Origin of the sequence: Vibrio sp. S234-5 (genome assembly GCF_000960595.1) — a bacterium.
Classification (GTDB): domain Bacteria; phylum Pseudomonadota; class Gammaproteobacteria; order Enterobacterales; family Vibrionaceae; genus Vibrio.
Genome location: NZ_JZAM01000360.1, coordinates 13,965 through 36,698, shown reverse-complemented (window position 1 = coordinate 36,698; position 22,734 = coordinate 13,965). Strand labels below are relative to the sequence as shown.

Below are 22,734 nucleotides of genomic sequence, written 5' to 3'. Positions count from 1 at the left end.
TAGTTTTTGATAGCTGATATAGTTAGAAGATGATAAATCAACCTTATACCAAGTGGAGAGACAAGCTGCTCCCCATCATAATGAAAACCGCCGAGAAGAATCGGCATCCGTTCGCAGAGAACGTTGATCGCGCCTTACTGAGAAGTAAGGCGTTTTTGTTTCTGTCTGAGGATGGATTTGTAGCTTTGCAGCCATTCGATGGCGACAAAGTGTGTGTGCTGTTTGCGTACTCGTTTACTCAAGGCGCGACCGCAAAGTATCAACCGGAAATTGAAGTGCTCAGTAGAAAAATTGGCGCGAAGTCGATTGTTTTTCATACCGCACTGAATGGCGCGTTTACCAAGCTCGTGAAGAGGCTTGGCTACCGGAAAATCGCGCAGCAAGAACATGTTAGTACCTGGCAAAAGGAGCTCGACTAATGGGTGGTGGTGGCAAAAACGAAGTGAAAGAAACAGCCGCAGAGATTGCGGCTTCACAAGTGGCGCTGGAAGAGTGGAAGCTCTACGACAAAGAACTCAAGCCGTTTGAAGACAAATTCATGCAGCGCGTCGATAGTATCAATTCCGATGCGAATATGGCTGACGTCAAAAACGCGGCTGATTTGAGTTACAACCGAGAATACAGCAAAGCGCGGACCGGAGTGACGAAAAACCTGCTTGCGTCCGGTGTGGACCCAAGCTCAGGCAAATTTAAGCAAACGCTAAGTAACCTATCGAGTGACCAGGCGGTCGCGCAAGGCGACACGGTGAATCGAGCTCAAGTGAACGAGCAAGATAAGTATGTGGTGGGCAAGCAAGATATCGTCGCGATTGGCGCAGGTCAAAAAGCCGAGGGGCTGGCGGGCATGGAAGACACGGCGCGTCTTTCGCTACAAAACGCGACAAATGACGCCTATGCGGATTTCAATCGCCGCAGTGCCAACGCGCAAGCAGTCGGGACGCTGGCGGGTGTGGGGGCCAGTATGTATATGAATCGAGAACCCACTCAAACGCCCAATACTGCATTTGTGAACCCTAATGCGAACACGTTGAAGGGCCATGCAGGGATTAACCAAGACTGGGTATTAAACAGAGGAGAGCGCTAATGCCAAGAGGTGAGGGACGCCCAGATCGTGGCGAAACGTCCAATACGCAAACTCCGCAGATAATCGAACCTGTTGGGCCGTTACCCGCAGGTTCAATCTCTGCCAGTGGTTCGGCGGCGACCAATTACGCCAACATTACTCGTTCAATGTACCAAGACTGGTTAGAGCGTTTTTATCCGCATCAAAAGCAGCTTTTGGAGCAAACGCAAAACGGTGAATTGCTCACACAGCAACTAGGTCGAGTGGACGAAAACTTTGCCAGCGCACAGCAAAGCTCAACGTTGGCCAACACCAACAAAATGGCGAGGTTTGGCGTTCAGGCTGATGCAAGCAGCAATGACCAAGCAAAGATGTCGCTCGCGTCAGTCACCGCCAAAAACAGCTTGCGAGAGAACGAACAAGACAGAGCGTTGAGCGTGCTAAGTGGTGGCGCTCGCGGCAAATTGTCACAAATGAATGTGGGGTAAACCATGAGTTACAGCTTATTGCAATTGGGTTCGGACACACGCCGCCGTGCTTTGTCGGGGCTGCAACAGTCAGCGGCGCGTGAAGAGCAGCGTGAACAAGCGAATGAAAACCTGAAACAAGCGGAAAAACAGAAGAAGATGTCAGCCGTTGGTACGGGTGCAGCTATGGGGATGATGGCTGGTATGCAAGCGGGTAGTGCTGGCGGCCCAGCGGGCATGGCAATCGGTGCAGCAGCAGGTTTTGTGATTGGGGAGTTATTCTGATGGCTTTAGATACACGCGGGTTTGTGGATGGGGCGCTACGTGGTTTTGAAACAGGCAACCGATATTATGAACAGAAACAGGTTATGTCGTTACGCGATGCCGAAGAACAGCGACGGCAGCAGGCTTTTGAACAGCAAGCAAAGTTAAGCGACTTAAACCTTCAAAAAGCGAATCTGGACGTTGAACGCGGTGAACTGGAGACCGATTTTATGTTCGGTACAAAAGGTGAAGACGGAGCCAGATCAGGAGGCTATAAGCAGACTAAAGCTGCGCAAGAGAAGGAAAATCATGACCAGAACAAGACCCTGAACGACCTTCGGATAACTAATGAGAAGGAAAAAAATGATGCTCTAAAAAGACAGGCGGAGGAGCAAAAGAGGGCCATCTTCATCCAGAATAATCAGGACAAAATCGACCTTGCTTGGGAAGCGAGCGCGAGCGGCAATGAAGATGAGTCGTTCTATGATCACCCTATGATTAAAGGCACCTCTTACGACATAAGACATATGTCAAGCCCAGATATCCAAGATGCCGCGGCTGTGATTGAGCGTAAGATGCAAACGGGGGCAGGCATCAGAGACTTTTTAAACGACAACGAAGTCATCTCGGCAATGGCGACTTTGTATCAGAGAAATGCGGATAAAGCCGTTGGGACCCGATCAGCAGATGGGCGGATCATCGAGCGGGCAAAGGTTGGGGGGATTAATCTTGCGCAGGATATTAACCCAGATATACCGGGCGATCAGCCGGGCGTTGTCTTGTCACTGGATGTCGATTACGGAGATGGACAATGGGTGCGCGTGCCCGTTACCGAGAATCGCACTGGTCTACCAGATGATGCGGTAAGAATCATCCCTGTGGATTACGCGATGAAAGATCTGATTGGACAGATTAAACAGGCCAAAAAAGCCAGCTATGCCAAGGCTTACCAAAAGCGTTATGCCAATAAGGGAAAAGATAAGAGTAGCGCTGAAATAGATAAACAGTGGCGAACTGCCCGAACGGAACTTGAAAAAGACCGTACTGAGGCGCTCAACCAGCTCAATGGCGCTGCGCCGGAACAAATTGAGGCACTAAACGATCTGTACAATAAACGTGGTACAGCGATTGACCAGATTTACGGCAAGCTTGGCGGTGAATCAGGTGGAGCCAACAACCAAGCCATGAACGCTGCGAGCCAGTGGGCTGGCAATGATCCGCAAAAGCAGCAGTTTATTAATGAACTCAACCCTAAGGATATTGCAAATGTTTCGCCTGAGCTGTTGGAATCTGAGTTTCAGAGAGCTGTAAAAATGAGGGAAGCGGCCGAAAAAGAACGGACCTATCAAATGCTTCTGACAAAACTGAAGGATGAGACCAACTATGCTAAAGCCAAGCAAGAAGTAGAACAGGCAGGGCTAACCCCCGATCAGCAACGCAGTATTCTAGGGCAAATTAGAGATAATCAATACGATGCGGCAACGCCGGATTTTCTCAAAGAGATCCCAGAGAAAGTAAGCCAAGGCCTAAGCGACCTTGCTGATGGCCTAAAGCCCATACAGCCGCAAACTTTGCGTAATATTCCGAGGCCATTTTAAAAGCAGATAAGAGTGAGGCGCATGCCTCACTCTATGATGGCTTGCACTTTGGCAATCACGATATCTAGCGTATCGCTATCAACGTATTCGACAAAGCGTGCGTTCCTTGCTTTCATGTCGAGCACTTGCGCTGCATTGGCGACAACAACGCCTTGGGTTTGTGTGCCGGTTCCCATAAGGGAGGTGGTAAAGCCGCCTTCGCGGTGATAGGTTCCTTGCGTGATGGGGCAAACCATTGCCATTTCGGACTGGTTAAACTCATCATTGGAGATCACCAGTGCGAAATGGGGGCCGGACATTTCTCTGCCTGCTTGTGGGTCAAAGTCTAGATGGACAATGGACGCTTGATGGAAAACAAACTTAGCCATGCTCACGTCCTACAGACGGCTTGTTGTGCCAAGCCTGAAGCTCTGCATCTTCTCGCATGGCGTCAAAATCGGTGTTAGCCATGAGCTCTTTGATTGAAAAGCGTGGTTTGGGTTTCACTGGCTCAATCGTGATTTTCCCTTCGTTGAGGGTAATATTGACTTTTGAGCCTTTGTGTAGCCCAAGTTGCTGCAAATACGCTTGCGGCAGCGTGAGTGCGGTTGAGTTACCGACAGAGGTTAACGTTTTGAGCATTGGGTTCACCTTGCTTAGGTTGTGTACGAACAATGTTATAACATCTTTGGGGTTTCCGCCAGTGTCCATACTGCGTATGTAGTCCGCTATTCTGTTCTATTGGCTGGCCATAAAAAGCAAACCCCGCATCGCGGGGTTTGTTGTTCGTGATTGGTCACCGATGAGCTTAATTGCTCTTAAAAGAATATGAAGCAGAGAAAACTTCCGCAGTTTCTTTGATTTCAAAGGTGAAATTGACGTTAACCGTTGCCCCTCTTGTGAGCGGAGAGATCAGTTCAAAAATGATTTCTGAACCATCGGCAATTTCATCGTTTTCAGCCAGCCCCTTAAAGAATGGAACTACTGTTCCTGTGCTGTCTGTGGCGGAAACATTTTGAATTGTAAATGCCTCACCCTCGGCCAGCAGCTTAAACTTACCTAAAGAGTAGGTAGTTGGTGTTGGTACTCCATTTACTCTCGCATTAACCGCCCCGTTAGTGCTGTATGGGAATTGAATTTCAGTGTAAGAGCCACCCCACAAATCAGGCGCTTTATACAGCCTCACTCGTGGTTGAATGGCATCCACTTTCACGGTATCGACTGTGCTGTCTTCCAAGCCATCATTTACAGCCAAATTAATAACGTAAGCACCTTCTATATCGGCGGTGAAACTTGGGTTTGACACTGTGTTATCGTCGAAATCGGCACTACTTCCGGTAGGCTTAGACACGAATGACCAATTGTAAGAGAGGCCGTCGTTATCTGCATCCGTACTGCCGCTCCCATCGAGATACACAATGTTGCCAACCTTCACATTTTGGTCAGCACCTGCGTTCGCTACTGGCGCAGAGTTTGAGGTCGAAGCGGTAACGCTCACCGTGTCCGCCACGCTGTCTAACTTGCCATCGTTTACAATCAGTTGTGCAACATACACGCCATCGACATCGGCGGTGAACTTAGTGACCGCCGTGTTTGTTGAGTCAAGCACTGCTGAACTTCCGGCAGGGACGCTGCTCATAGACCAACGATAAGAAAGCTGATCGCCATCCACATCCGAGCTGGCAACACCTGATAGGGTAACTAGCGTTCCTGTTTCGATGTTTTGATCGACGCCAGCATTAGCCACTGGTGCTGAGTTAGCGGTAGAAGCCGTAATGGTTACGCTATCCGCCTCACTGTCTGCTTCACCATCGTTCACCACAAGTAGCGCAACATAGGTTCCATCCACATCAACAGTAAACTTTGGTGAAACAACATTGGCATCAGAGAACTGCGCCGCACTATTAGTGGGCTTGCTTTGCCATGACCAAGCATAAGTCAGTTGATCGCCATCTGCATCGGAGCTTTTTGAGCCATCCAGCGTAATTAAGCTGCCTGTGTTGGCAACAATATCAACCCCAGCATTCGCCACCGGAACGGAATTGGAAGTGGATGCCGTAATGCTCACCGTATCAGAAGCGCTATCTAGCTTGCCGTCGTTTACAATGAGTTCTGCCACATAAACGCCATCCATATCAGCGGTAAATTTAGTGCTTACTGTGTTTACAGAGCTAAGTGTGGCAGAGCTACCCGCCGGAGTGCTGGTCAGAGACCAGCGATAAGTTAGCGGATCCCCATTCGCGTCAGAGCTCTTGGCGCCACTCAAATTAACTTCCGTTCCCGTTTCTACGTTTTGGTCAGTGCCTGCATTCGCCACTGGCGCAGTATTTGGCGTTGCAGCGGTGATGGTTATACTGTCAGCAACGCTTTGTAGCTTTCCGTCACTGACGATCAATTCCAGTACGTATTTCCCGTCCACATCTGGGGTAAATTTTGGCGCAGTCAATGTTGCATCATCCAGCGCAGCGGCACTGCCTGCTGGTCGAGAAGCCATTGTCCACTGATAGGTCAGTTTGTCGCCGTCTGCATCGGTACTTTCTGCACCAGAAACCTGAACTTGTGCGCCTGTTGATACGTTTTTATCCAAGCCCGCCTTGGCAACTGGCGCAGTGTTTGGCGTTGGGGTTGGATCTGCACCTGGATTAGCAGGGGATGAAGAATCACCGCCACCACCTCCACCGCAAGCCACCAATCCAGCAAGAGACGCTACTAATACACCTAATTTTATTGAATTTCGCATTTTTTATCCTTTCTTATAAACCTAGCCAAGCCGTCCAATTCGTTTTGGCATAAGGCATAGATTACATAATCAACCAATTGGTATTCAACTATGTATACAGCGGATAAATATAAATAAATTCAAAAATCGAACACTTGTCGCCTTCTGAGCTTCTATTCAGCCCACATGACAAGAACGCCACTTAAATCCCAATCGTTGGTTGAATAGCCACTGTCGGTCAATTCTTTAATGATGGGCTCGATAACGGTGTCTAACAAAGGGTCATCTTCAAATTCAATTTCTAGTTCTTCAAAGCTGATGTAAGCATCCGTTTTCCCGAGCTTGATTCTTCGGTCGATTTCTTCGATGACCTTACCTCGGAAATATTTGTAGACATTCTTTGCACACTGTTTGGACTCGTCTAGAGCCTTTGATGAAGTTGGTAAGTCGATATCTATTGATTCAGAAAATGACTCACTAATTCGGCGTAAAAGCTCAGAGTTAACGGAACATTTGTTCTCTTCTGCTGACGCTTTAACCTTTGCGTGAAGATCCTCATCAATACGTAGTTTGAATTGTAGTGTTTTGTTCATGTCGCGACCAAAATTGAAATTAGTGTTGACATGGAACCATATTGGTCCTAAATTATCAATGGAACCAAATTGGTTCCAATGCATCATCATGATAGAGGTGAAAATGTTAGAAAATATGCGAATTGATCAACTTAGAGGTCAGAGAGGAAAGAATGCAAAACAGGTACATTTACGAATGTCAGCGGAATTTGTTGAAGTGATCCGACAGAAAGCGGAAGAGAACGGACGCTCTCTTAATTCGGAAATACTGGTCAGTTTAAGGAAGTACTATGCGGAAAGTGAAGATCTTGGATAAGAAAAAACCCCAGCGCAGCAACACTGAGGTTTATGTGTCTCACCATTCAACTAACAGAAGTGAAATGTTTATGAAAGACAACGTAATTATAGGTCAATCTAGATTTAAATCAACCATCGAAATCACTGCTTGGGGGTGGGTATGACTTCAGCACTAACTTTTCAAAACACTCGCTTTGATGTTGTCGAAAAACAAAACAAGATCTGGCTAGCAGCGGCAGATATAGCTACGGCATTGGGCTATGCTAATTCGAATTCTATTAGTCGTATTTACCGCAGAAATTCAGATGAGTTTACTCGTGGAATGACTGAGGAGGTCAAATTGGCTCTCTCAGGAAACTATCAGAAAACGGCCCGTATTTTCTCACTACGCGGTGCTCATCTCATCGCCATGTTCGCTAGAACTGAAAAAGCCAAAGAATTCCGCAAGTGGGTTTTGGATATTCTCGATAAAGAAGCCGAATCAGGCCAAACTCAGCCCCTCACACCAACACTACCAGAACCGCAACTGCCAATTCCTTCTATGACGCGGATCATGCTCGTTATCGAGAACGGCCAAACCGTGGAAGCCAAACACATCCCTAGCGATGCCTTCGTTGTCAGCAAAAGCCGGATTGCCAACCTAATTGCAGAGCCGGGCATTTTTACTATGCAAGAAATGGCGCAAATCTCCGAAGCCGTGAATAAACAAATAGTCGAGATTGCTGTAAGCGCTAGCCGATCTATTTCTACACATTGATGCAGTAATAGCATTCACCAAAAATCGGGGTATGATTTACCCATAGTGCCAAGCCTCACCCTTTCGGGTGGGGCTTTTTTTATACCCGGAGAAAACCATGCAAGATAAGCAGTTACTTGGACAAAACATGAATTCAAAAGCGACGGTGAATGCAAAAACCGACATGAGCCAAGAGCCATTTTTGCCGGAAGGCTTCACGTTTAAACATTCGTCTGAGCCTCTAAAAGATCTCGATGTGTCTGGAATGGATTATGTAAAAGCGGCAGGCAGCGGCGCTTTACGAAGCATTGCTGGGGTAGGTGAACTTGCCGAGAATTACTTGGGCGTTGGCGAAAGCTTGCGTGATGTAGCAACCTCAGGTGCGGATTACCTACAAGAAAACATGACTCCTGACGCCCAAGAAGCCATGACGAGAGAGCTGTACACCGAAGATGGTAACGGTCCTTTTGGGATGGGGCTGGGAAATGGCGCAGGTGATATTGATGTTTGGGCTATAAAGGCAGCAAACGCTATAGGATCATGGGCTGCGACTTTTGCAGGTGGTGGTGTCGCTGGGGCAGGAGCAAAAACGCTTCTACGCGGTACGATAACCAAGTCGATGATGAAAAAAGGGCTAACGGAAGAAGTTGCGCAGGCGGTGGCTGATAAGGCGATTAAACGTATCGCTGCTACTGGTGCGGCTGGTGCTGGGTTTGGTGCCTCACTTGGCGGCGCGAGTATGGATGCGCGTGACGCCGTGATGAATATGGATTCTGCTTGGCTCTACGAAAATTCTGATTTCTTTCGCGATGCACTAATGCGAGTTTCCGATCATCCAGAAAATCAAAACTTAAGTGCCACCGAGCTATTCGATTTAGCCAAAGAAGAAACCGCGAACCATGCAAGTTTGCAAATGAGCAGTGATCCAAAAGCGATTGCAGCAAGCGCAGCGAGCGCCTTGGGTGATAAGGTTCTGTTCAATGCAATCACCGGCACACTAGGCAAATCTATCACTGGCGGCGCACTGAAAGGGGCGGCAACGGAGGCAAGCACAGAAGCACTGGAGTCCGGCACTCAAACTTACTCACAAAATCAGATTCTCAATGATGTCGCTGGCACAAATATAGACCCTTGGAGCGGGGTGAAATCGGCGGCGGCAGAGGGGGGAACCATCGGCGCAATCGTTGGTGGCGTACCGGGTGCTATTGGTGGTTACCGAGGCAAGCACTATGCAAACGAGAGCTCTGATTTGGCTCCTGAACAAATGCCTATCCCCGACGATCAAAGCGAAGTGGTTAACGAGCTTGCTTCTCAGTTGCGTGGAAGTTCATCTAACGAAGCCCAAAATAATGCCTCTGAAACTATGCCAGAAGGCGCTACTCCAATCCCTGAAGAGATCGCCCCTGTGATGTCTGACTTAGGCGCGCAACTGCGTGGTGATGAAGATGCGCCAGTAAGCCAGCCGTTGTCTCAGGATCCATCGATACAGCAACCAGAGGTAAAGGTTCCACAACCCGATGATGGCAATCAAGTTCTCAACGCGCAAGAGACGGTAGCAAGTGAGCCTCAGGCTGATGGCATTACTGAACAGTTTAAAGCCATGATGTATGCCGCCGAGCAAGCCGATCCCAATCGGAGCCATCAGATCATTAAGGCCCTTAAAAGCAAAAATACAACAACGACAGAAAAAATAGAGTTGCTTAAGGAATTTCGGGCATTGGCATCCAGTCAATCCCCAAATGAAATGAGCCAAGATATTCCTCAACCGGCATCTATTCAGCCTGAGCAAGAACCTAAAGGGTCAGACCTTTCGTCAATCGAAGTCGCTTTGCCGCAAGAGGATGTGCCCACTTTTCAAGCTAAGGAGGCTGGAGAGAATGCAGTAGCCTCCTCAGCAGGCGATCAGATTGAAAATGGAGAGCCCGCTTATAGTTATGCTGAGGAAACGACTACGCCTGAATTAACGAAACCGCTTCAACCAAAAGGTAAAAGTGAGTCAGAAAACGCAAACCTAGCAGTACCGCCAGAACCATTGGAACCAACCGAGCCTCAATTACAGCAAAGCCTACAATCCGATGTGGAGAACCTGCCAGCCGTAGAGCAAAAAGTAGAACTGCCGGAAATACTCAGAGCCTCAAAAAAACAACATTTAAAGAAGATGGCGAAAGCGAAGGGCTTAAAAGAGAGCTCGCCTGGTTACGCTAAGGCGATGAGTGATCTTGAAACCGAGTATGAAAGCAACTACGACCTTGCCTTGGCACAGTTACCATTTGAACAGTATCAACAGCTCAACAGTGATACGCCTGAGTCAATAAACCGACAAGCTCACCAGCAATTGCAGGAAGAATTTGGAGTTAGAGAAAAAGCCATTTCATTTAGTCGAGAAAGTGTTTTATCTCATGTGCCAGCCAAAGGAATGGCCATAAAAGAAGCGGAGCTAGCCGCCGATCAATGGTTAAAAACCTACAAAGGCGGCGCGGGTGTGGATATCAAAGTGGTAAAAACTCAAGCAGAGGCAGAGGCAATCATGGGGGCAAGGTTCGAAGGGGCGTTGGTTGGCGCGCTTTACAGTGATGCCAAACGGCTTGCGGTGGTCGTTGCTGACAACATCGAAAGCCCCAAAGATCTGCGTCATAAACTTCGTCATGAAGTACTGGTACATCACGGGCTTCGCGCGGTGGTTGGCGATATGGAATACATGAAGATCATGGAGCGTATCGCACGTGGTAAAAATTCACCATATCTCAAAGAGCTGTGGGATACCGTTGAAAGAAATTACAAAGGTTTTGAGCCACTATACCAAGTCGAAGAGGTGCTTGCTCACGCTGCGGAAATTGAGCGTCCAGCAATTAAGCGTTGGTTTGATAGTATTGTTGAATTGATAGCTCACGCCTTGCGTCGCGTTGGTTTAATGAACCATAGTGATATGACTAAGGCAGAAATGTACAACATTGTACAAACGCTGAGCGACCGCATTAAATCTGTTAATCAATGGAAAGACCGAACTCGCCCAGAGGCGCAGAATGTTGAGACAAAACTTTCTCAGACTTTATTTTCAAAAAATGAACAGCCGAGTAAAGAAGAGGTTATCGCTTCCGGTGGCAACGATTCAGGGCCGCGCCTACTTCCCCTAGAACCCGATAACAATACTAGCAGAGTTGCGGAAGCCAATAAAAGTGTATCCATAGAGGACAAAGCCGTCAAAGGCGTTTCGAACAATACCAAAGGTGAAGATCTTAAGTTCTCCAGAAAAGTCAAAGAGCAAACGTTGACCCCTGAACTCGCTGAAAAACTTGGCCTTGGCCCAAAAAAATCCAAAGCAGAACTTGCGAAAGAATTCACCAAGGAACTGGTAGGCAAAAGCAAAGCGGAGTGGTTTGAACTCTTTCAAGAGAGAATGAAGCGCGTCAATACTGGCTGGTTTGATGGGTTAGCCCCTATTAAGTACGCGGAAGATAAGGCGGGAATTACTAACGCGGAAGATAGTGGTTATGTAGCTGCGCGTTTGGCCGCGGGATCGTCATCGGTTATGCAAGCCGTGATGCTCTACGGGATCCCAGAATGGAAAGATGGCATCATTCAGAAACGAGACAATACCGGAGAGGCAGATAGTCTGCTCGGTATTTTTGATGAATTAGGCAAGGATTTACACAATTGGCTTGCATGGATGGCAGGTAATCGAGCGAAGCAGTTAAAAACACAGGGTAGGGAGAACCTTCTCAGTGAGGATGAAATCAATGAACTACTCCTGCTCGGTGAGGGTAAGCAAGATGAGTTCAAGCGGGCGAAAGCAAAATACAATGCTATGAACAAGGCGTTGCTCGATTTAGCTCAAGACGCGGGATTGATTGATAAAGACAGCCGCAATGAATGGGAAAGTGAGTGGTACGTTCCTTTCTATCGACAAGATGATAAAGCCAATGAAAAAGGTCTGGATTCCGTTATCGGCCCATGGAAAGGGCGAGGGATTGCAAACCAAAGTGCTCAAATCAAAAAGCTCAAGGGTTCTGATAAGAACGTAAACGACATTCTGGAAAACATCTTCATTAACACAGGTAAGTTGGTTGATGCCTCAATGAAGAATATGGCAATGCAGAAAGTGGTTTATAACCTTGCTGACACCGATCTTATCGAAGTGGTACCGAAGCCGAACTTGATGCAGTTTAAAGCGGCAGATGCTGTGCACGTAAAAGTAGAGGGAGAGGACTACTTGGTTAAAGTTGCAGATGCCGATCTTTTCAGAGCGATGACTCAAATCGACATGGAGAGGACCAATCATCCATTCATGAAGGTGGCTAGAGGTGCAAAAAGGTTGTTAACCTCAACAGTGACGGTGTCACCTGATTTTATGCTCAGGAACTTCCTGCGAGACTCGCTATCCTCTTGGGCCATCAGCAAAGATGGCTTCACGCCAATTGTTGATTCGTTCAGGGGGGTAGGGAAGACCCTTAAAAAAGAGGGTGGAACCTTAGATATGATGTTCTCTGGGGCTTCATTTCTTGGCGGCTATGTCAACGGAAATGACCCGCAGGCGATGGCAGACAGCGTAAGGAAAGCCCTAAAACGCAAAGGGTTGAGTGAGGCTGACATTCGCAAATACCAAAACTCGTTGATCACCGATAAATCTCAGTTGATGGGAGCGTTGAGTAAGGGCTGGGATAAATACATTGAGTTCGGAGAAGGACTTGAAAATGCTAGCCGTGAGGCCGTTTATGAAGCCGCAATTAAAGCAGGCAAAACAAAAGCTCAAGCGGTATTTGAAGCAAAAGACTTGATGGATTTCTCTTTGCATGGGAATAGCAAAGTTGCCATGTTCTTAGGTGATGTGCTGCCGTTTTTTAACGCGCGGTTGCAGGGCCTAGGCAAACTGGCCAGAGAGGCCAAAGCGAACTCAGTCCAGATTGCACAGCGCGGAGGTATGATTGCGGCAGCGTCCGTTGCTCTCGTACTTATCAACGGTAACGATGAGCGCTACCAAGAGCTGCCTGATTGGGACAAGGACATGAACTGGCATTTCTGGTTTGGCGATCAACATTGGCGCGTTCCCAAGCCGTTCGAAATTGGTGTGCTATTTGGCACTTTCCCTGAGCGCATAGTCAATGCAGCATTCTATGAAGATAGCATGGAAGATTTGCGCAATGCATTTGGTCGAAACCTAGTGAGCACATTCGCGCTTAACCCTGTTCCTCAGGTAGTAAACCCACTGGTTGAAGCATACTTTAATTATTCCATGTTCAGAGGTCAGCCCATTGAGAATATGGCCGATTTGAGCATGATGCCAGAGGCGAGGTATAACGAGCGGACGTCGATCACCATGCGCGAGATTGGTGAGCTTACCGGAATGTCACCGAAAAAACTGGAACACATTTTCAATGGATATTTAGGAACGGTAGGTAGCTACGCTTTATGGATGAGTGATTATGTAGCGAGACAGATGGGGGATTACGGTGCAAAACCTGCCCTAAAAGCTCAGGATTTGCTCGTGATTAAATCCGTTTATCAAGGAAGTGATCGTGCTCGCTCAACAAAGTATCTCGATGATATGTATAAGATGATGCGAGAAGCAGAAGAGTTGTATCGAACGGTGAACGAGTACAGAAAGGACGGCCGTTTTGAGCGGGCTAGGGAATTGATGGAAGATCGAGGGAAAATTCTCAATGCAAGGAAGCCACTGAAGGAAACTCAAAAACAGGTTAGGCAGCTAAATAGCCAAATCGATCTCATTATGCGTTCAAAAGAACTGACTGCAGAAGAAAAGCGAAAGCGTATCGACCGTAAAATTGAGCAGAGAAACGCCATCGTTGCAGCGGCGGTTAAGAGGGTAAATCCTTATTTTGATTGAGTTATCATTCGGCAGTTTAAGTAAGTTTACTGGTATCATCATGATACATGCTTGACAGTCGTGCACGATTGTATCATGCTGATACAGTGTTCTCGGAGAAAGTGTTTTTTTGAACTTGGAACGATGGCACATGCTTGTAGTTGAAAATAGTAATTGAAATAGTAATTGAAATAGTAATTGAAAATACCGAGATTGAATTGAAGGAAATGTGTATGAACTATGCTACCCAACCCAACTTACTTACCATTGCCGTGACATAAGAAGAAAACACGGCATATTTAGGAATGGTCTATATGCCAAATAGTAAAAAAATCTCACCAGTTTTAGAGCGCCCATTAACGTCTAAAACTGCATTGAAACTTATTAATGAACTGGCTACCTCACATCCATCAAAGATTAGGATAGGTCAGCATACAAAAGAAAGAATGCTGGAGAGACGCATTTCAACGCGAGATATTTTTAATGTGTTGAAGAGCCCAAGAACAGCTATGGTCGAAGGGCCAAACGAAGAAGCTAAGCAAGGTGATTATACTTGCCAGCTTAGAGGTGTCAGTGCAGGTGAATCCATAACGGTAATTCTCCGGCTCAATGCTGTTGACATTGACCCTTCGGCTAAGACTATCACGGTCTACGTAACTTGAAGAGAACTCACTATGTACCATTATACCGAGTGTGGCTTAGATAACGTCTATCTTGAGAATGGATACACAATTGAAGAAGAAGATGGCGAAAAGTTCGTCAGCTTTGATGACTTTGAAGGTATCCATCAAGCAATTGCTAACGCAATATGTGAGCAAAGTGCATGGTTATCTAAAGAACAATTTAAATTTCTGCGGAAAGAGCTTAATTTGTCTCAATCTGCTCTTGGAACTCTACTATTTTGTGATAGACAGACAATTGCAAGGTGGGAAAAAGGCGAAACGCCTATTTCGCGTCCGCAAGATGTACTGCTTAGAGCTATATATAGAGAGTCTATCAACAAAGAAAGTCATATCGCATTGATGCTTGAAGCTCTTGCTGATGCTGATATTGATAATTCACAGCAAAACCTCGTACTTCAAGAATGTGGCGATGGTAAGTGGCATCGTACAGAGTCACTGCAAATTGCTTAATTCTTAAAGCATCGCACTAAAGCCCTCCATCTGGAGGGCTTTTCGTTCTGAAGAAAACAAGCGAAGTGTATTAGTGCTTTGCAATAGATCGGCTGGCGCTTACAGCAATCTCGACTATTTGTTTGTTCACCGCCTCTGAGATTTGCGCCATTTCTTGCATGGTGAATATGCCCGGCTCTGCTATGAGGTTGGCAATCCTGCTTTTACTGACAACGAAGGCATCATTAGGAATGTGTTTTGCTTCCACAGTTTGGCCGTTCTCGATAACAAGCATCACTCGTGTCATTGAAGGTACTGGGGTTTGTGGTTCTGGTAGCTTCTTCTGGTTGTTTGCCAGTTTCTGCTCCATTTCGTTGAAGGCGTTGATGTAGCGCTCTTTGATTTCTGCGGCGCGTTTGCCTGTAAAACCCATCACCAAGAACATAAAGCCGTCTTTGGTCATTTGGTAGAAAGGTTGAAGCTTTCCGTTCTGTAACTCATTGTTTTTATGGCAAAGCTGAAAATTTAGCTTTGTGAATTCTGGCGAGCACTCTAGCTGCTGTAGCTTTTGCAAAACATTTTTATGAAGCTTGCCAAAATACTTAGCAACATGAAAAGAATCTGTAACTAATTCATTTGTCTGAGAAACAAATACCAGATCGGATGTTTTTGCTGATGCAATTGGACTGATTAATGTGGTCATGTGAAGCTCCTTTTGATCGTTTGGAGTTCACCACTAACAGTAGGATTTGAGGTGGTGAACTGGACAAGGATCCTACTACCGCTCAAAAGGAAACGGCCCAGCCGAAGCTAGCCTCATCCAGCTCACCATAATTTAGATGTGCGGATTTTACGCATAAAAAAACCAACGTGAAGTTGGCGACATGCGCCTTTTGAATATTCGGAGTAGGAGTCCGGCACTGGATTTTGCCAGTGCCCTTAAAGGTTAGCCCCGAACTAGGCGCTTTGTCAATAGGTTAAGGCAAACGCCTTGAAAGGTAAGCTGTGTAGACATGCTGGATATCCTTATGATTTTTTCTGAAATTAAGGTGCTGGGAGGTTCAGAACGGCACATAAGAAACCGCGGACTTATTTCCCCGAAGGGTATTGTATTCGTCGCCCTCCCAACATAATTCTGTAGATAGACTTATGGTGGGGTTTGTGCTCAAACGACAGGCACAAAAAAGCCAACGCTTACGGGGTTGGTGTGATCCGCTTATGTTATGAGGTTCTGACGCCTCGAAACGAAATATATGCTGGTTTGAAAAAAAATGCAAATGTGAATGTTGAGGTTGCGGCGATCTCGTCGTCGGTTTACTGGCCAAATGTATAGAAATAACTCATGTTTACTATAGGATAAACAAAATTAAGAACTCATAATCATTGAAGGACGCAATGAAAAGTACTGCCCGTATTCTTCTTGGCCTTAGTTGGTCATCCTTGTTATAGAGTAACACTTTAGCTCAACATGAAGTTGGGCAACTTAAAATGGGCCAGAAATGGGGCACGAATATTCGATATGGGCCAAAAATGGGGTAATTTTGGCTCTAAAATATGTATGTATATACAGTTGTTTTGGTGGGTTAATTGAACAGTTAAGAATGAAAGCTCAATATTTACAGTAACTTGCATTATTAATTGTTCTAAGTGAGTGAAGCTGCGTCGTTTTGACATCTGAGTGTCCTAACTGCTCTTGCACGGTACGAATGTCAGCGCCTGATTCAAGTAAGTGAGTTGCAAAACTGTGCCGCAAGGTGTGGCAAGTGATGCTCTTTGTGATGCCAGCGTCGGCAGCAGTTCTTCGCACCGCACGCTGTAAAGCGGCTTCGTTGATATGTTGCCGGCGTTGTAAGCCTGTTTCAGGATCGATGGAAAGCTTGGTTGATGGAAACAGGTAGTGCCAGTTGAACTCAAACTCAGCGCCTGGGTGTTTTTTCTGTAGCGCGTTCATCATCCACACGCCCGCATAACCGGGTGTGATCATATCTTTCTGATAATATCGTCGTGCCAGTGCTTCTTGCTCTTTGAGCAACGGGTGGAGCTCCTTAGCCAATGTCACCGTTCGATTTTTTCCGCCTTTACCTTGCCAAATACGGATCGCGCCGTAGTCATAATCAATATCTTGAACTCTGAGCCTTACACACTCCATGACTCTCAATCCTGAGCCATAGAGGAGCATTACGTGCAGTTTGTATTTGGGGTCAATGAACTGCATGAAGCGGCGCATTTCATCTTTGGTCAGTACTACGGGCAGTTTTTTATCGACCAAGGATCGCTTAAATTTCAAATCCTGATTTAGAGGTGTGCGAAAGTAATCACGGTATAAAAATTGAATCGCATTGAGAGCAAGCGCTTGTGTTTTGGCCGCGACTTTTTCTTTGACTGCCAAGTGAGTTAAAAATTGCTCTACCTGTTCGTCATTCAAGCGAGAAGGATGTTGCATCTGATGAAAGACGATATAACGTTTGATCCAGAACAGATAGCTTTTTATTGTTTTATTGGCATAGTACTTGGCATGCATAAACTCTTGCAGGCTAAGAAAGAACTGAGATTTCATTGCGTACGGTATCCATTTAACTGTTTGTATAAACAGTATTGGTGCTTATCCTAACCAGCAAGATGTTTTCTGATCAATTGATGAAGTTGTAATCGATGCTGTAAAAAGTAAACCTTCTCAGACAATGTTGTTGCAGCAGAAACAGCTGCATGTCGAAAAGCTTCAGGAAGGTGCCTTACGGGATTTCACCTGGAGAATGAAATTTAGCGAAAGCTCGCTGATGGGAGCAATGTAATAAGGGATTTTAAGTGGAAGTAGATATTTATCAGGTCGATGCGTTTACTAGTGAACTGTTTAAGGGAAATCCTGCCGGAGTCTGCATTACCGCGCAGGCGTTGGATGAGTCGCTGATGTTGGCTATTGCTCGTGAAATGGCGGTATCAGAAACGGCATTTTTATCGTTGGATACGATGAATCTTCGCTGGTTTACGCCAGAGATTGAGGTTCGATTGTGCGGTCACGGCACGCTCGCCACTGCGCATATTCTCAAAGAGCAGGGGCAGTATGCTCAGGGCGAGACGATTGAGTTTCATACTTTGTCAGGCATCTTAACAGCCGAGCTTGATCGTGATGCGATTCACCTGTCGTTACCTACCCCAATGCTGGAGATGGGAACTGAGCTTCGCGACGATTTTCTTGAGGCTCTCGGCATTGATGCTTCGGAGGTGCTCGATTTTGCAACTTTTGACTCTAAGCAGCTGCTGATTTTAGACGAGGCGTCGAAAGTGACGGAACTAACCCCCGACTTTAGCCGGCTCTTAACACTTAAAGGCCGAGGTATTGTGGTGAGCGCGAGAGCAGACGACGACATAGATTTTATTTCTCGCTACTTTGCACCTTGGGTTGGGGTGAATGAAGATCCGGTGACGGGATCTGCCCATTGTGCGCTTGGTGTTTACTGGTCGCGCAAGTTAGCAAAAACACGAATGAAAGCCTATCAAGCTTCTCCAAGAGGTGGCCTTGTTGATGTGGAACTCATTGATCCAGAAATGGTGCGCTTGTCTGGACAAGCGGTTACCACTCTACGTGGGCGCATGATGGTGAAGTTATCGCCTGAGGATGAATAGAAACACTGGCGTAGGTCATAGTTGCCATCCTCTGAAGGAGAGCACGTTATTCTTCAGAGGATGGTAATTTACAAGTTTGTTTATCCGAGATAGCGAGAAACCAAATGACTCTTAAAGTGCTCGGAATTTAATGTCTCGCCCGTTGCCGCCTTGACCAGTTCGTCGGTGGTTAAAAGACTGCCTTTGCTCCAGATATTGCTCGACAACCAGTGGAAGATTGGCGTTAAGTCGCCAGAACGAACCACGCTGTCCACATCTACCGTCTTTCTCATTGCTGCCATAAATTGCGCCGCATACATCGCGCCTAATGTGTAACTTGGGAAATAGCCAAAGCTGCCATCGGTCCAGTGAATGTCTTGCATGCAGCCATTGGTGAAATTGCCAGCAGTAGAAAGGCCAAGGTAAGCTTGCATTTTTTCATGCCACAGCTCAGGTACGTCGGTGTGTTTGATGACACCGTTCATCAGATCGCGCTCAATTTCGTAGCGTAAAATAACGTGAGCGGGGTAGGTGAGCTCATCCGCATCAACCCGAATAAAGCCTTTTTCAACGTGGGTGTAGATTTTTGACAGGTTGTCTTTGGCAAACTCCGCACCTTGGAAATGATGTGAGGCGAGACGCGATAAGTGTTCCACAAACGTTTCGCTGCGGCCAAGCTGCATTTCGAAAAACAGGGACTGAGACTCGTGGATGCCCATAGAGCGCGCTTCACCAGCAGGTGTGCCTGCGAAGGCTTGAGGTAAGCCTTGCTCATAACGTGCATGACCCGTTTCGTGAACAATGCCCATTAAGGACTGTACAAATTCGCTTTCGTTATAACGGGTAGTAATGCGCACATCGCTCGGTACTCCACCACAAAATGGGTGGGCGCTCTCATCCAAACGGCCGTGTTCGAAGTCAAATTGCAGCAGCTTCATCACCTCTAAACCAAGTGCTTTCTGCTTTTCAGCCGGATAGTGGCTATTGGGCAACAGTATTGAACGTGATTTCTGCTTTTCGATAACGTTATCGATGAGCGAAGGAAGCCAAGTTTTTACATCGGCAAAAAGCGCATCGAGTGACGCAGAGCTCGTGCCGGGTTCATAGAGATCGAGCATAGCATCGTAGGGAGATGTGCCATTGGCGTCAGCACGAATTTGCGCCTCTTCTTGGGAAAGCTTAACCACTTCAGCCCAGTTTTTCTCAAAGCCCGCCCAATCGTTGTTTTTACGTTGGCTGCGCCAAGCGTGCTCGCATTTTGAACCTGCAAGTGATTGAGCTTTAACCAGCGCTTCCGGTAGCAGGTTGTCTTGCTGCCAAGTGCGTTTCATCTCGCGCAGCACGGCTTGTTCTTCTGCTGAGAGCGGAAGCTCTTGTGCTTGGTCAAACAAATCAGCGAGGTGCGGCTGTGTCATGAGCGAGTGGATGTGTACTTCAAGTTCAGCCATTGCGTTGGAACGAGCTTCAGCACCGCCTGACGGCATCACCGCGGCTTGGTCCCAGCCAATGATGGAGGAGAGATGTTGAAAATTGGCCACTTTCTTTGAATGTTCGACCAGTTGTTGAAATGCGTTCATGTGACTACTCATTATTTATTGTTCTTTCCGTAAACACCTGTTTTTAAGTGCAGGGTTCCTCTTTACTTCATTCGTTTTGTTAACCAAGGGTAAACAAAAACCAAGCCTATTATTCTCCACAAATGAGAACGATTGTATACAAGCGGTTGCGATTGTTATCGCTAATGTGAAAGCGGCTTGCGCAAATGAAAAAATCAGAGTATTGATCAACGCCTGTTTCACATTTTTATTCAACAATATGGACATTCTAAACTTCGAAGCGTTTCTGCTCGCCATCACCATACTGACATTGACTCCCGGGTTAGATACCGCACTGGTGATCCGTAATACCAGTCGCGCAGGGCTTAAAGATGGCTGTATGACCAGTCTGGGTATCTGCTTTGGTCTTTTTGTGCACGCTCTTTTCTCTGCGATTGGCATTTCTGCCATCCTTACACAGTCTGCCGAGCTTTTTCAGATGGTAAAAATGATTGGTGCTGCCTATCTTATTTGGCTGGGACTCAGTAGCTTAAGAGCGCTGATGGAAAGTGGCGCTGGCATGACGGTCGCGGAAATGGCTCACCAGTCATACAGTGCCAAGCGTTCGCTCAGGGAAGGGTTTCTTTCCAACGTGCTTAATCCGAAAACGGCGGTGTTTTATTTGGCGTTTTTGCCTCAGTTTGTTAACCCAGAAGGCTCTCCGCTGCTGCAATCCATGACTATGGCGGCGATTCATTTTGTGATTGCGATGGTGTGGCAATGCGGACTAGCAGGGGCGTTGAACTCGGCGAAAAATTTGCTCAAAAATGCCAGCTTCATGAAATGGATGGAAGGGGCAACAGGAACGGTTTTGGTGGTTCTGGGTATCAAATTGCTGATTGAGAAACCCGTGTGACTCGCGTTATCTATCGTTTGATTGGTTTGCAACTTTTGTTGATTGCGGTTTTAGGTGGCGTAGTAGCGTGGATAACGTTACCACAGCTTACTTATGCTCCACGAGGAATAGACTGGCATTGGCACTGGTCCTATTTTCAACCTTTTGCTAATGGCATTCAGGTGACTCGTACGCAAGATACTAAGCAGTTGGTTTTGCGCCGAGTCTATCTTAATGATGCTCTGGTGGTGTATCTCTCAACCACGATTGATAATAAGTTTGAGATCGATGTGGTGAAGGAGGGAGCGTGTGAGGCCAGTACGCAGCAGTGGGTAACGGCAGCGGTGAACAACCAATCTCTTTCCCATATTCCGATGGTCTGTGAAAAATCCGGCCAGAGTTCAATCTTTCGATACGTTACGCCAAGGCCACAAACATTGGAGTTTGGTATTGATGAAACCTTTATTACCGAAGCGTTTGTTGACTGGCCTATCAAGGATATAAAGGTAGATCAGTTCCAGCAGCAGCATCCAGAGTTCTTCAAAAAGCAAGGTGCTCAAGTGCCCCATCAGTGGCTGAGAGATTAAAGCGGTTTTGAGCGTAATGGAATGTTAAAAAGCCCACGTGAGATCGTGGGCTTTTTGCTGTTGGTTATGCGTTTACCGTGTCCAACTCGTCATTGCGCGATGCGGACTGAAAAAAGAGCTTGGTCTCTTCGATGACCACGTGGCGTAGCGCGATCAAGCCGATCAAATTGGGAATGGCCATCAAACCGTTCACGATGTCAGCTAAAATCCAAATCATGTCGAGTTGCATAAACGCGCCAGAGGCGACCAGCGCTAAGAAAATCACCTTGTAGGGCAATACCGCCTTGGTGCCGAGCAAAAAGACCACACAGCGCTCGCCGTAGTAGTTCCAGCCCAAGATAGTGGTAAAGGCAAAAAACATCAGGCCGATTGAAACCAGAATGGGCCCCAGAGTTTCCGCATTGAGCCCAACGGCAAACGCATGGGTTGTCATCGCCGCGCCAGAGAAATCACTTTGCCAAGCGCCCGTAAGGATGAGTGCCAGCCCCGTCATGGTACAGATAACGATGGTGTCGAAGAAGGTGCCAGTCATGGAGATCAACCCCTGTTTTACACAAGAGTCGGTTTTGGCCGCCGCGGCCGCCATAGGCGCACTGCCTAGGCCCGATTCGTTGGAGAACACACCGCGCGCTATACCCGATTGGATAGCTAACATGATACTTGCGCCAAGGAAGCCACCAGTTGCCGCCGTTGAGCTAAACGCTGAAGTCAGCACCAGCTCAAGCGCGCTGAGCAGTTGATCGCCATTCATGATGATGACGCTCAGACAAGCCAGAACATAAAACAGCGCCATCGCAGGAACCACTTTGCCTGCCACGCTTGCAATTGATTTGATGCCGCCTAAAGTGACGAACGCTACCAGCAGAGTGAGCACCGACGCGGCTATTTCTCGTGACACACCCAGAGAAATTTCGCTCGCATCAAGGATGGCATTTACCTGCGGGAAGGTACCGATACCGAAACACGCAACGCCAAGAGCGAACACAGCAAACAAAATTGCCAACGCTTTTGAGCCGACACCGTATTGCAAGTAGTACATAGGACCGCCGATCATCTGTCCTTTTTCATCTACTTTGCGATATTTCACCGCCAGTAAGCATTCCGCGTATTTGGTTGCCATGCCGAATAAGGCAGCAAGCCACATCCAAAACAGCGCACCCGGGCCACCGAGTTTAATGGCCGTGGCGACACCGACGATATTACCGGTACCAATGGTGGCGGAAAGTGCGGTGCACAGCGCAGCAAAACTGGACACATCACCCTGTTTGTCGGTGGATTTCTCTTTACTAAAGACCATCGCTAAAGCGGTCGGTAAATGTTTGAACTGTATTAAGCCAAGAGTAAAGGTGAAGTAGATGCCCGTACCAACCAGCAGGATCAGCAGTGGTGGTCCCCAGACAAAGTTATCGATAGTTTGTAGCAAAGATTGCAGGTCGTTCATGATTTCCCCTTAATAAAACAACTAATAAGGAGAAGAGGGAAAGGC

Annotated in this window: 21 protein-coding genes; 13 read left to right on the top strand and 8 right to left on the bottom strand. The window is 47.0% G+C overall.

The window, feature by feature from the left end:
- Nucleotides 1-185: 185 nt before the first annotated feature.
- The 5 genes from UF06_RS28055 (at nt 186) to UF06_RS19180 (ending at nt 3,392) form a co-directional block, all read left to right on the top strand.
- Complete coding sequence (locus tag UF06_RS28055) at nt 186-419, top strand: hypothetical protein (RefSeq protein ID WP_242402040.1); 234 nt, start codon at nt 186-188, stop codon at nt 417-419.
- Nucleotides 419-1,084, top strand: coding sequence for a hypothetical protein (locus UF06_RS19195; protein ID WP_045571855.1), 666 nt, complete (start codon nt 419-421; stop codon nt 1,082-1,084). Before UF06_RS28055 ends, UF06_RS19195 begins: the two co-directional genes overlap by 1 nt.
- Before the next feature lie 146 nt (nt 1,085-1,230).
- Complete coding sequence (locus UF06_RS19190) at nt 1,231-1,551, top strand: hypothetical protein (RefSeq protein ID WP_045572050.1); 321 nt, start codon at nt 1,231-1,233, stop codon at nt 1,549-1,551.
- A 3-nt stretch (nt 1,552-1,554) separates the two neighbouring features.
- Nucleotides 1,555-1,815, top strand: coding sequence for a hypothetical protein (locus UF06_RS19185; RefSeq protein ID WP_045571854.1), 261 nt, complete (start codon nt 1,555-1,557; stop codon nt 1,813-1,815).
- On the top strand, nt 1,815-3,392 hold the full coding sequence (locus UF06_RS19180; RefSeq protein ID WP_045571853.1) for a hypothetical protein: 1,578 nt from the start codon (nt 1,815-1,817) through the stop codon (nt 3,390-3,392). The genes UF06_RS19185 and UF06_RS19180 overlap by 1 nt, the downstream gene beginning before the upstream one ends.
- Before the next feature lie 26 nt (nt 3,393-3,418).
- On the opposite strand, the gene UF06_RS19175 is transcribed toward UF06_RS19180, so the two are convergent.
- From UF06_RS19175 to UF06_RS19160, 4 genes are all read right to left on the bottom strand, one after another.
- Nucleotides 3,419-3,760, bottom strand: a complete 342-nt coding sequence (locus UF06_RS19175; protein ID WP_045571852.1) for a type II toxin-antitoxin system PemK/MazF family toxin — start codon at nt 3,758-3,760, stop codon at nt 3,419-3,421.
- Nucleotides 3,753-4,013: an AbrB/MazE/SpoVT family DNA-binding domain-containing protein gene (locus UF06_RS19170; protein ID WP_045571851.1), complete on the bottom strand. Its 261-nt coding sequence runs from the start codon at nt 4,011-4,013 to the stop codon at nt 3,753-3,755. Before UF06_RS19170 ends, UF06_RS19175 begins: the two co-directional genes overlap by 8 nt.
- A 166-nt stretch (nt 4,014-4,179) precedes the next feature.
- Nucleotides 4,180-6,111: a PKD domain-containing protein gene (locus UF06_RS19165; protein ID WP_052702587.1), complete on the bottom strand. Its 1,932-nt coding sequence runs from the start codon at nt 6,109-6,111 to the stop codon at nt 4,180-4,182.
- 152 nt (nt 6,112-6,263) lie between these two features.
- Nucleotides 6,264-6,683, bottom strand: a complete 420-nt coding sequence (locus UF06_RS19160; RefSeq protein ID WP_171816762.1) for an Arc family DNA-binding protein — start codon at nt 6,681-6,683, stop codon at nt 6,264-6,266.
- Here UF06_RS19160 and UF06_RS28475 point away from each other — a divergent pair.
- The 5 genes from UF06_RS28475 to UF06_RS19130 all read left to right on the top strand — a co-directional run bounded on the left by UF06_RS28475 (nt 6,682) and on the right by UF06_RS19130 (nt 14,649).
- On the top strand, nt 6,682-6,978 hold the full coding sequence (locus UF06_RS28475) for an Arc family DNA-binding protein (RefSeq protein ID WP_082069781.1): 297 nt from the start codon (nt 6,682-6,684) through the stop codon (nt 6,976-6,978). The genes UF06_RS19160 and UF06_RS28475 overlap by 2 nt on opposite strands.
- Before the next feature lie 141 nt (nt 6,979-7,119).
- Entirely contained in the window at nt 7,120-7,716 is a 597-nt protein-coding gene (locus UF06_RS19150; RefSeq protein WP_052702586.1) for a BRO family protein, read from the top strand.
- Between the two features lie 97 nt (nt 7,717-7,813).
- The gene (locus tag UF06_RS27110; protein ID WP_052702585.1) at nt 7,814-13,537 is read left to right on the top strand and encodes an LPD38 domain-containing protein; all 5,724 of its coding nucleotides are present in this window, start codon (nt 7,814-7,816) and stop codon (nt 13,535-13,537) included.
- Between the two features lie 293 nt (nt 13,538-13,830).
- A complete protein-coding gene (locus UF06_RS19135) occupies nt 13,831-14,178 on the top strand; it encodes a DUF4258 domain-containing protein (RefSeq protein WP_045571848.1) in 348 nt (115 codons plus the stop codon).
- 12 nt (nt 14,179-14,190) lie between these two features.
- Nucleotides 14,191-14,649 (top strand): helix-turn-helix domain-containing protein, encoded by a 459-nt coding sequence (locus tag UF06_RS19130; RefSeq protein ID WP_045571847.1) that lies wholly within the window; start codon nt 14,191-14,193, stop codon nt 14,647-14,649.
- Nucleotides 14,650-14,719: 70 nt separating this feature from the next.
- On the opposite strand, the gene UF06_RS23220 is transcribed toward UF06_RS19130, so the two are convergent.
- Nucleotides 14,720-15,331 carry a Rha family transcriptional regulator gene (locus UF06_RS23220; RefSeq protein ID WP_052702584.1) on the bottom strand — a complete coding sequence of 204 codons (612 nt, stop codon included), beginning with the start codon at nt 15,329-15,331 and terminating at the stop codon, nt 14,720-14,722.
- A 906-nt stretch (nt 15,332-16,237) separates the two neighbouring features.
- On the bottom strand, nt 16,238-17,185 hold the full coding sequence (locus UF06_RS19120) for an integron integrase (protein ID WP_045571846.1): 948 nt from the start codon (nt 17,183-17,185) through the stop codon (nt 16,238-16,240).
- Nucleotides 17,186-17,433: 248 nt separating this feature from the next.
- Here UF06_RS19120 and UF06_RS19115 point away from each other — a divergent pair, with 248 nt between their 5' ends.
- Nucleotides 17,434-18,252, top strand: coding sequence for a PhzF family phenazine biosynthesis protein (locus UF06_RS19115; protein WP_082069780.1), 819 nt, complete (start codon nt 17,434-17,436; stop codon nt 18,250-18,252).
- Between the two features lie 80 nt (nt 18,253-18,332).
- On the opposite strand, the gene UF06_RS19110 is transcribed toward UF06_RS19115, so the two are convergent.
- Nucleotides 18,333-19,808: a carboxypeptidase M32 gene (locus UF06_RS19110; RefSeq protein WP_045571845.1), complete on the bottom strand. Its 1,476-nt coding sequence runs from the start codon at nt 19,806-19,808 to the stop codon at nt 18,333-18,335.
- Nucleotides 19,809-20,046: 238 nt separating this feature from the next.
- Between UF06_RS19110 and UF06_RS19105 the strand changes: the two genes are divergently transcribed.
- Both UF06_RS19105 and UF06_RS19100 read left to right on the top strand, forming a co-directional pair.
- Nucleotides 20,047-20,682, top strand: a complete 636-nt coding sequence (locus tag UF06_RS19105) for a LysE family translocator (protein WP_045572043.1) — start codon at nt 20,047-20,049, stop codon at nt 20,680-20,682.
- Nucleotides 20,679-21,248 carry a threonine transporter RhtB gene (locus UF06_RS19100; protein ID WP_242402039.1) on the top strand — a complete coding sequence of 190 codons (570 nt, stop codon included), beginning with the start codon at nt 20,679-20,681 and terminating at the stop codon, nt 21,246-21,248. Before UF06_RS19105 ends, UF06_RS19100 begins: the two co-directional genes overlap by 4 nt.
- 64 nt (nt 21,249-21,312) lie before the next feature.
- Here UF06_RS19100 and UF06_RS19095 read toward each other — a convergent pair whose 3' ends face one another.
- The gene (locus UF06_RS19095) at nt 21,313-22,689 is read right to left on the bottom strand and encodes a sodium:alanine symporter family protein (protein WP_045571844.1); all 1,377 of its coding nucleotides are present in this window, start codon (nt 22,687-22,689) and stop codon (nt 21,313-21,315) included.
- Nucleotides 22,690-22,734 lie beyond the last annotated feature (45 nt).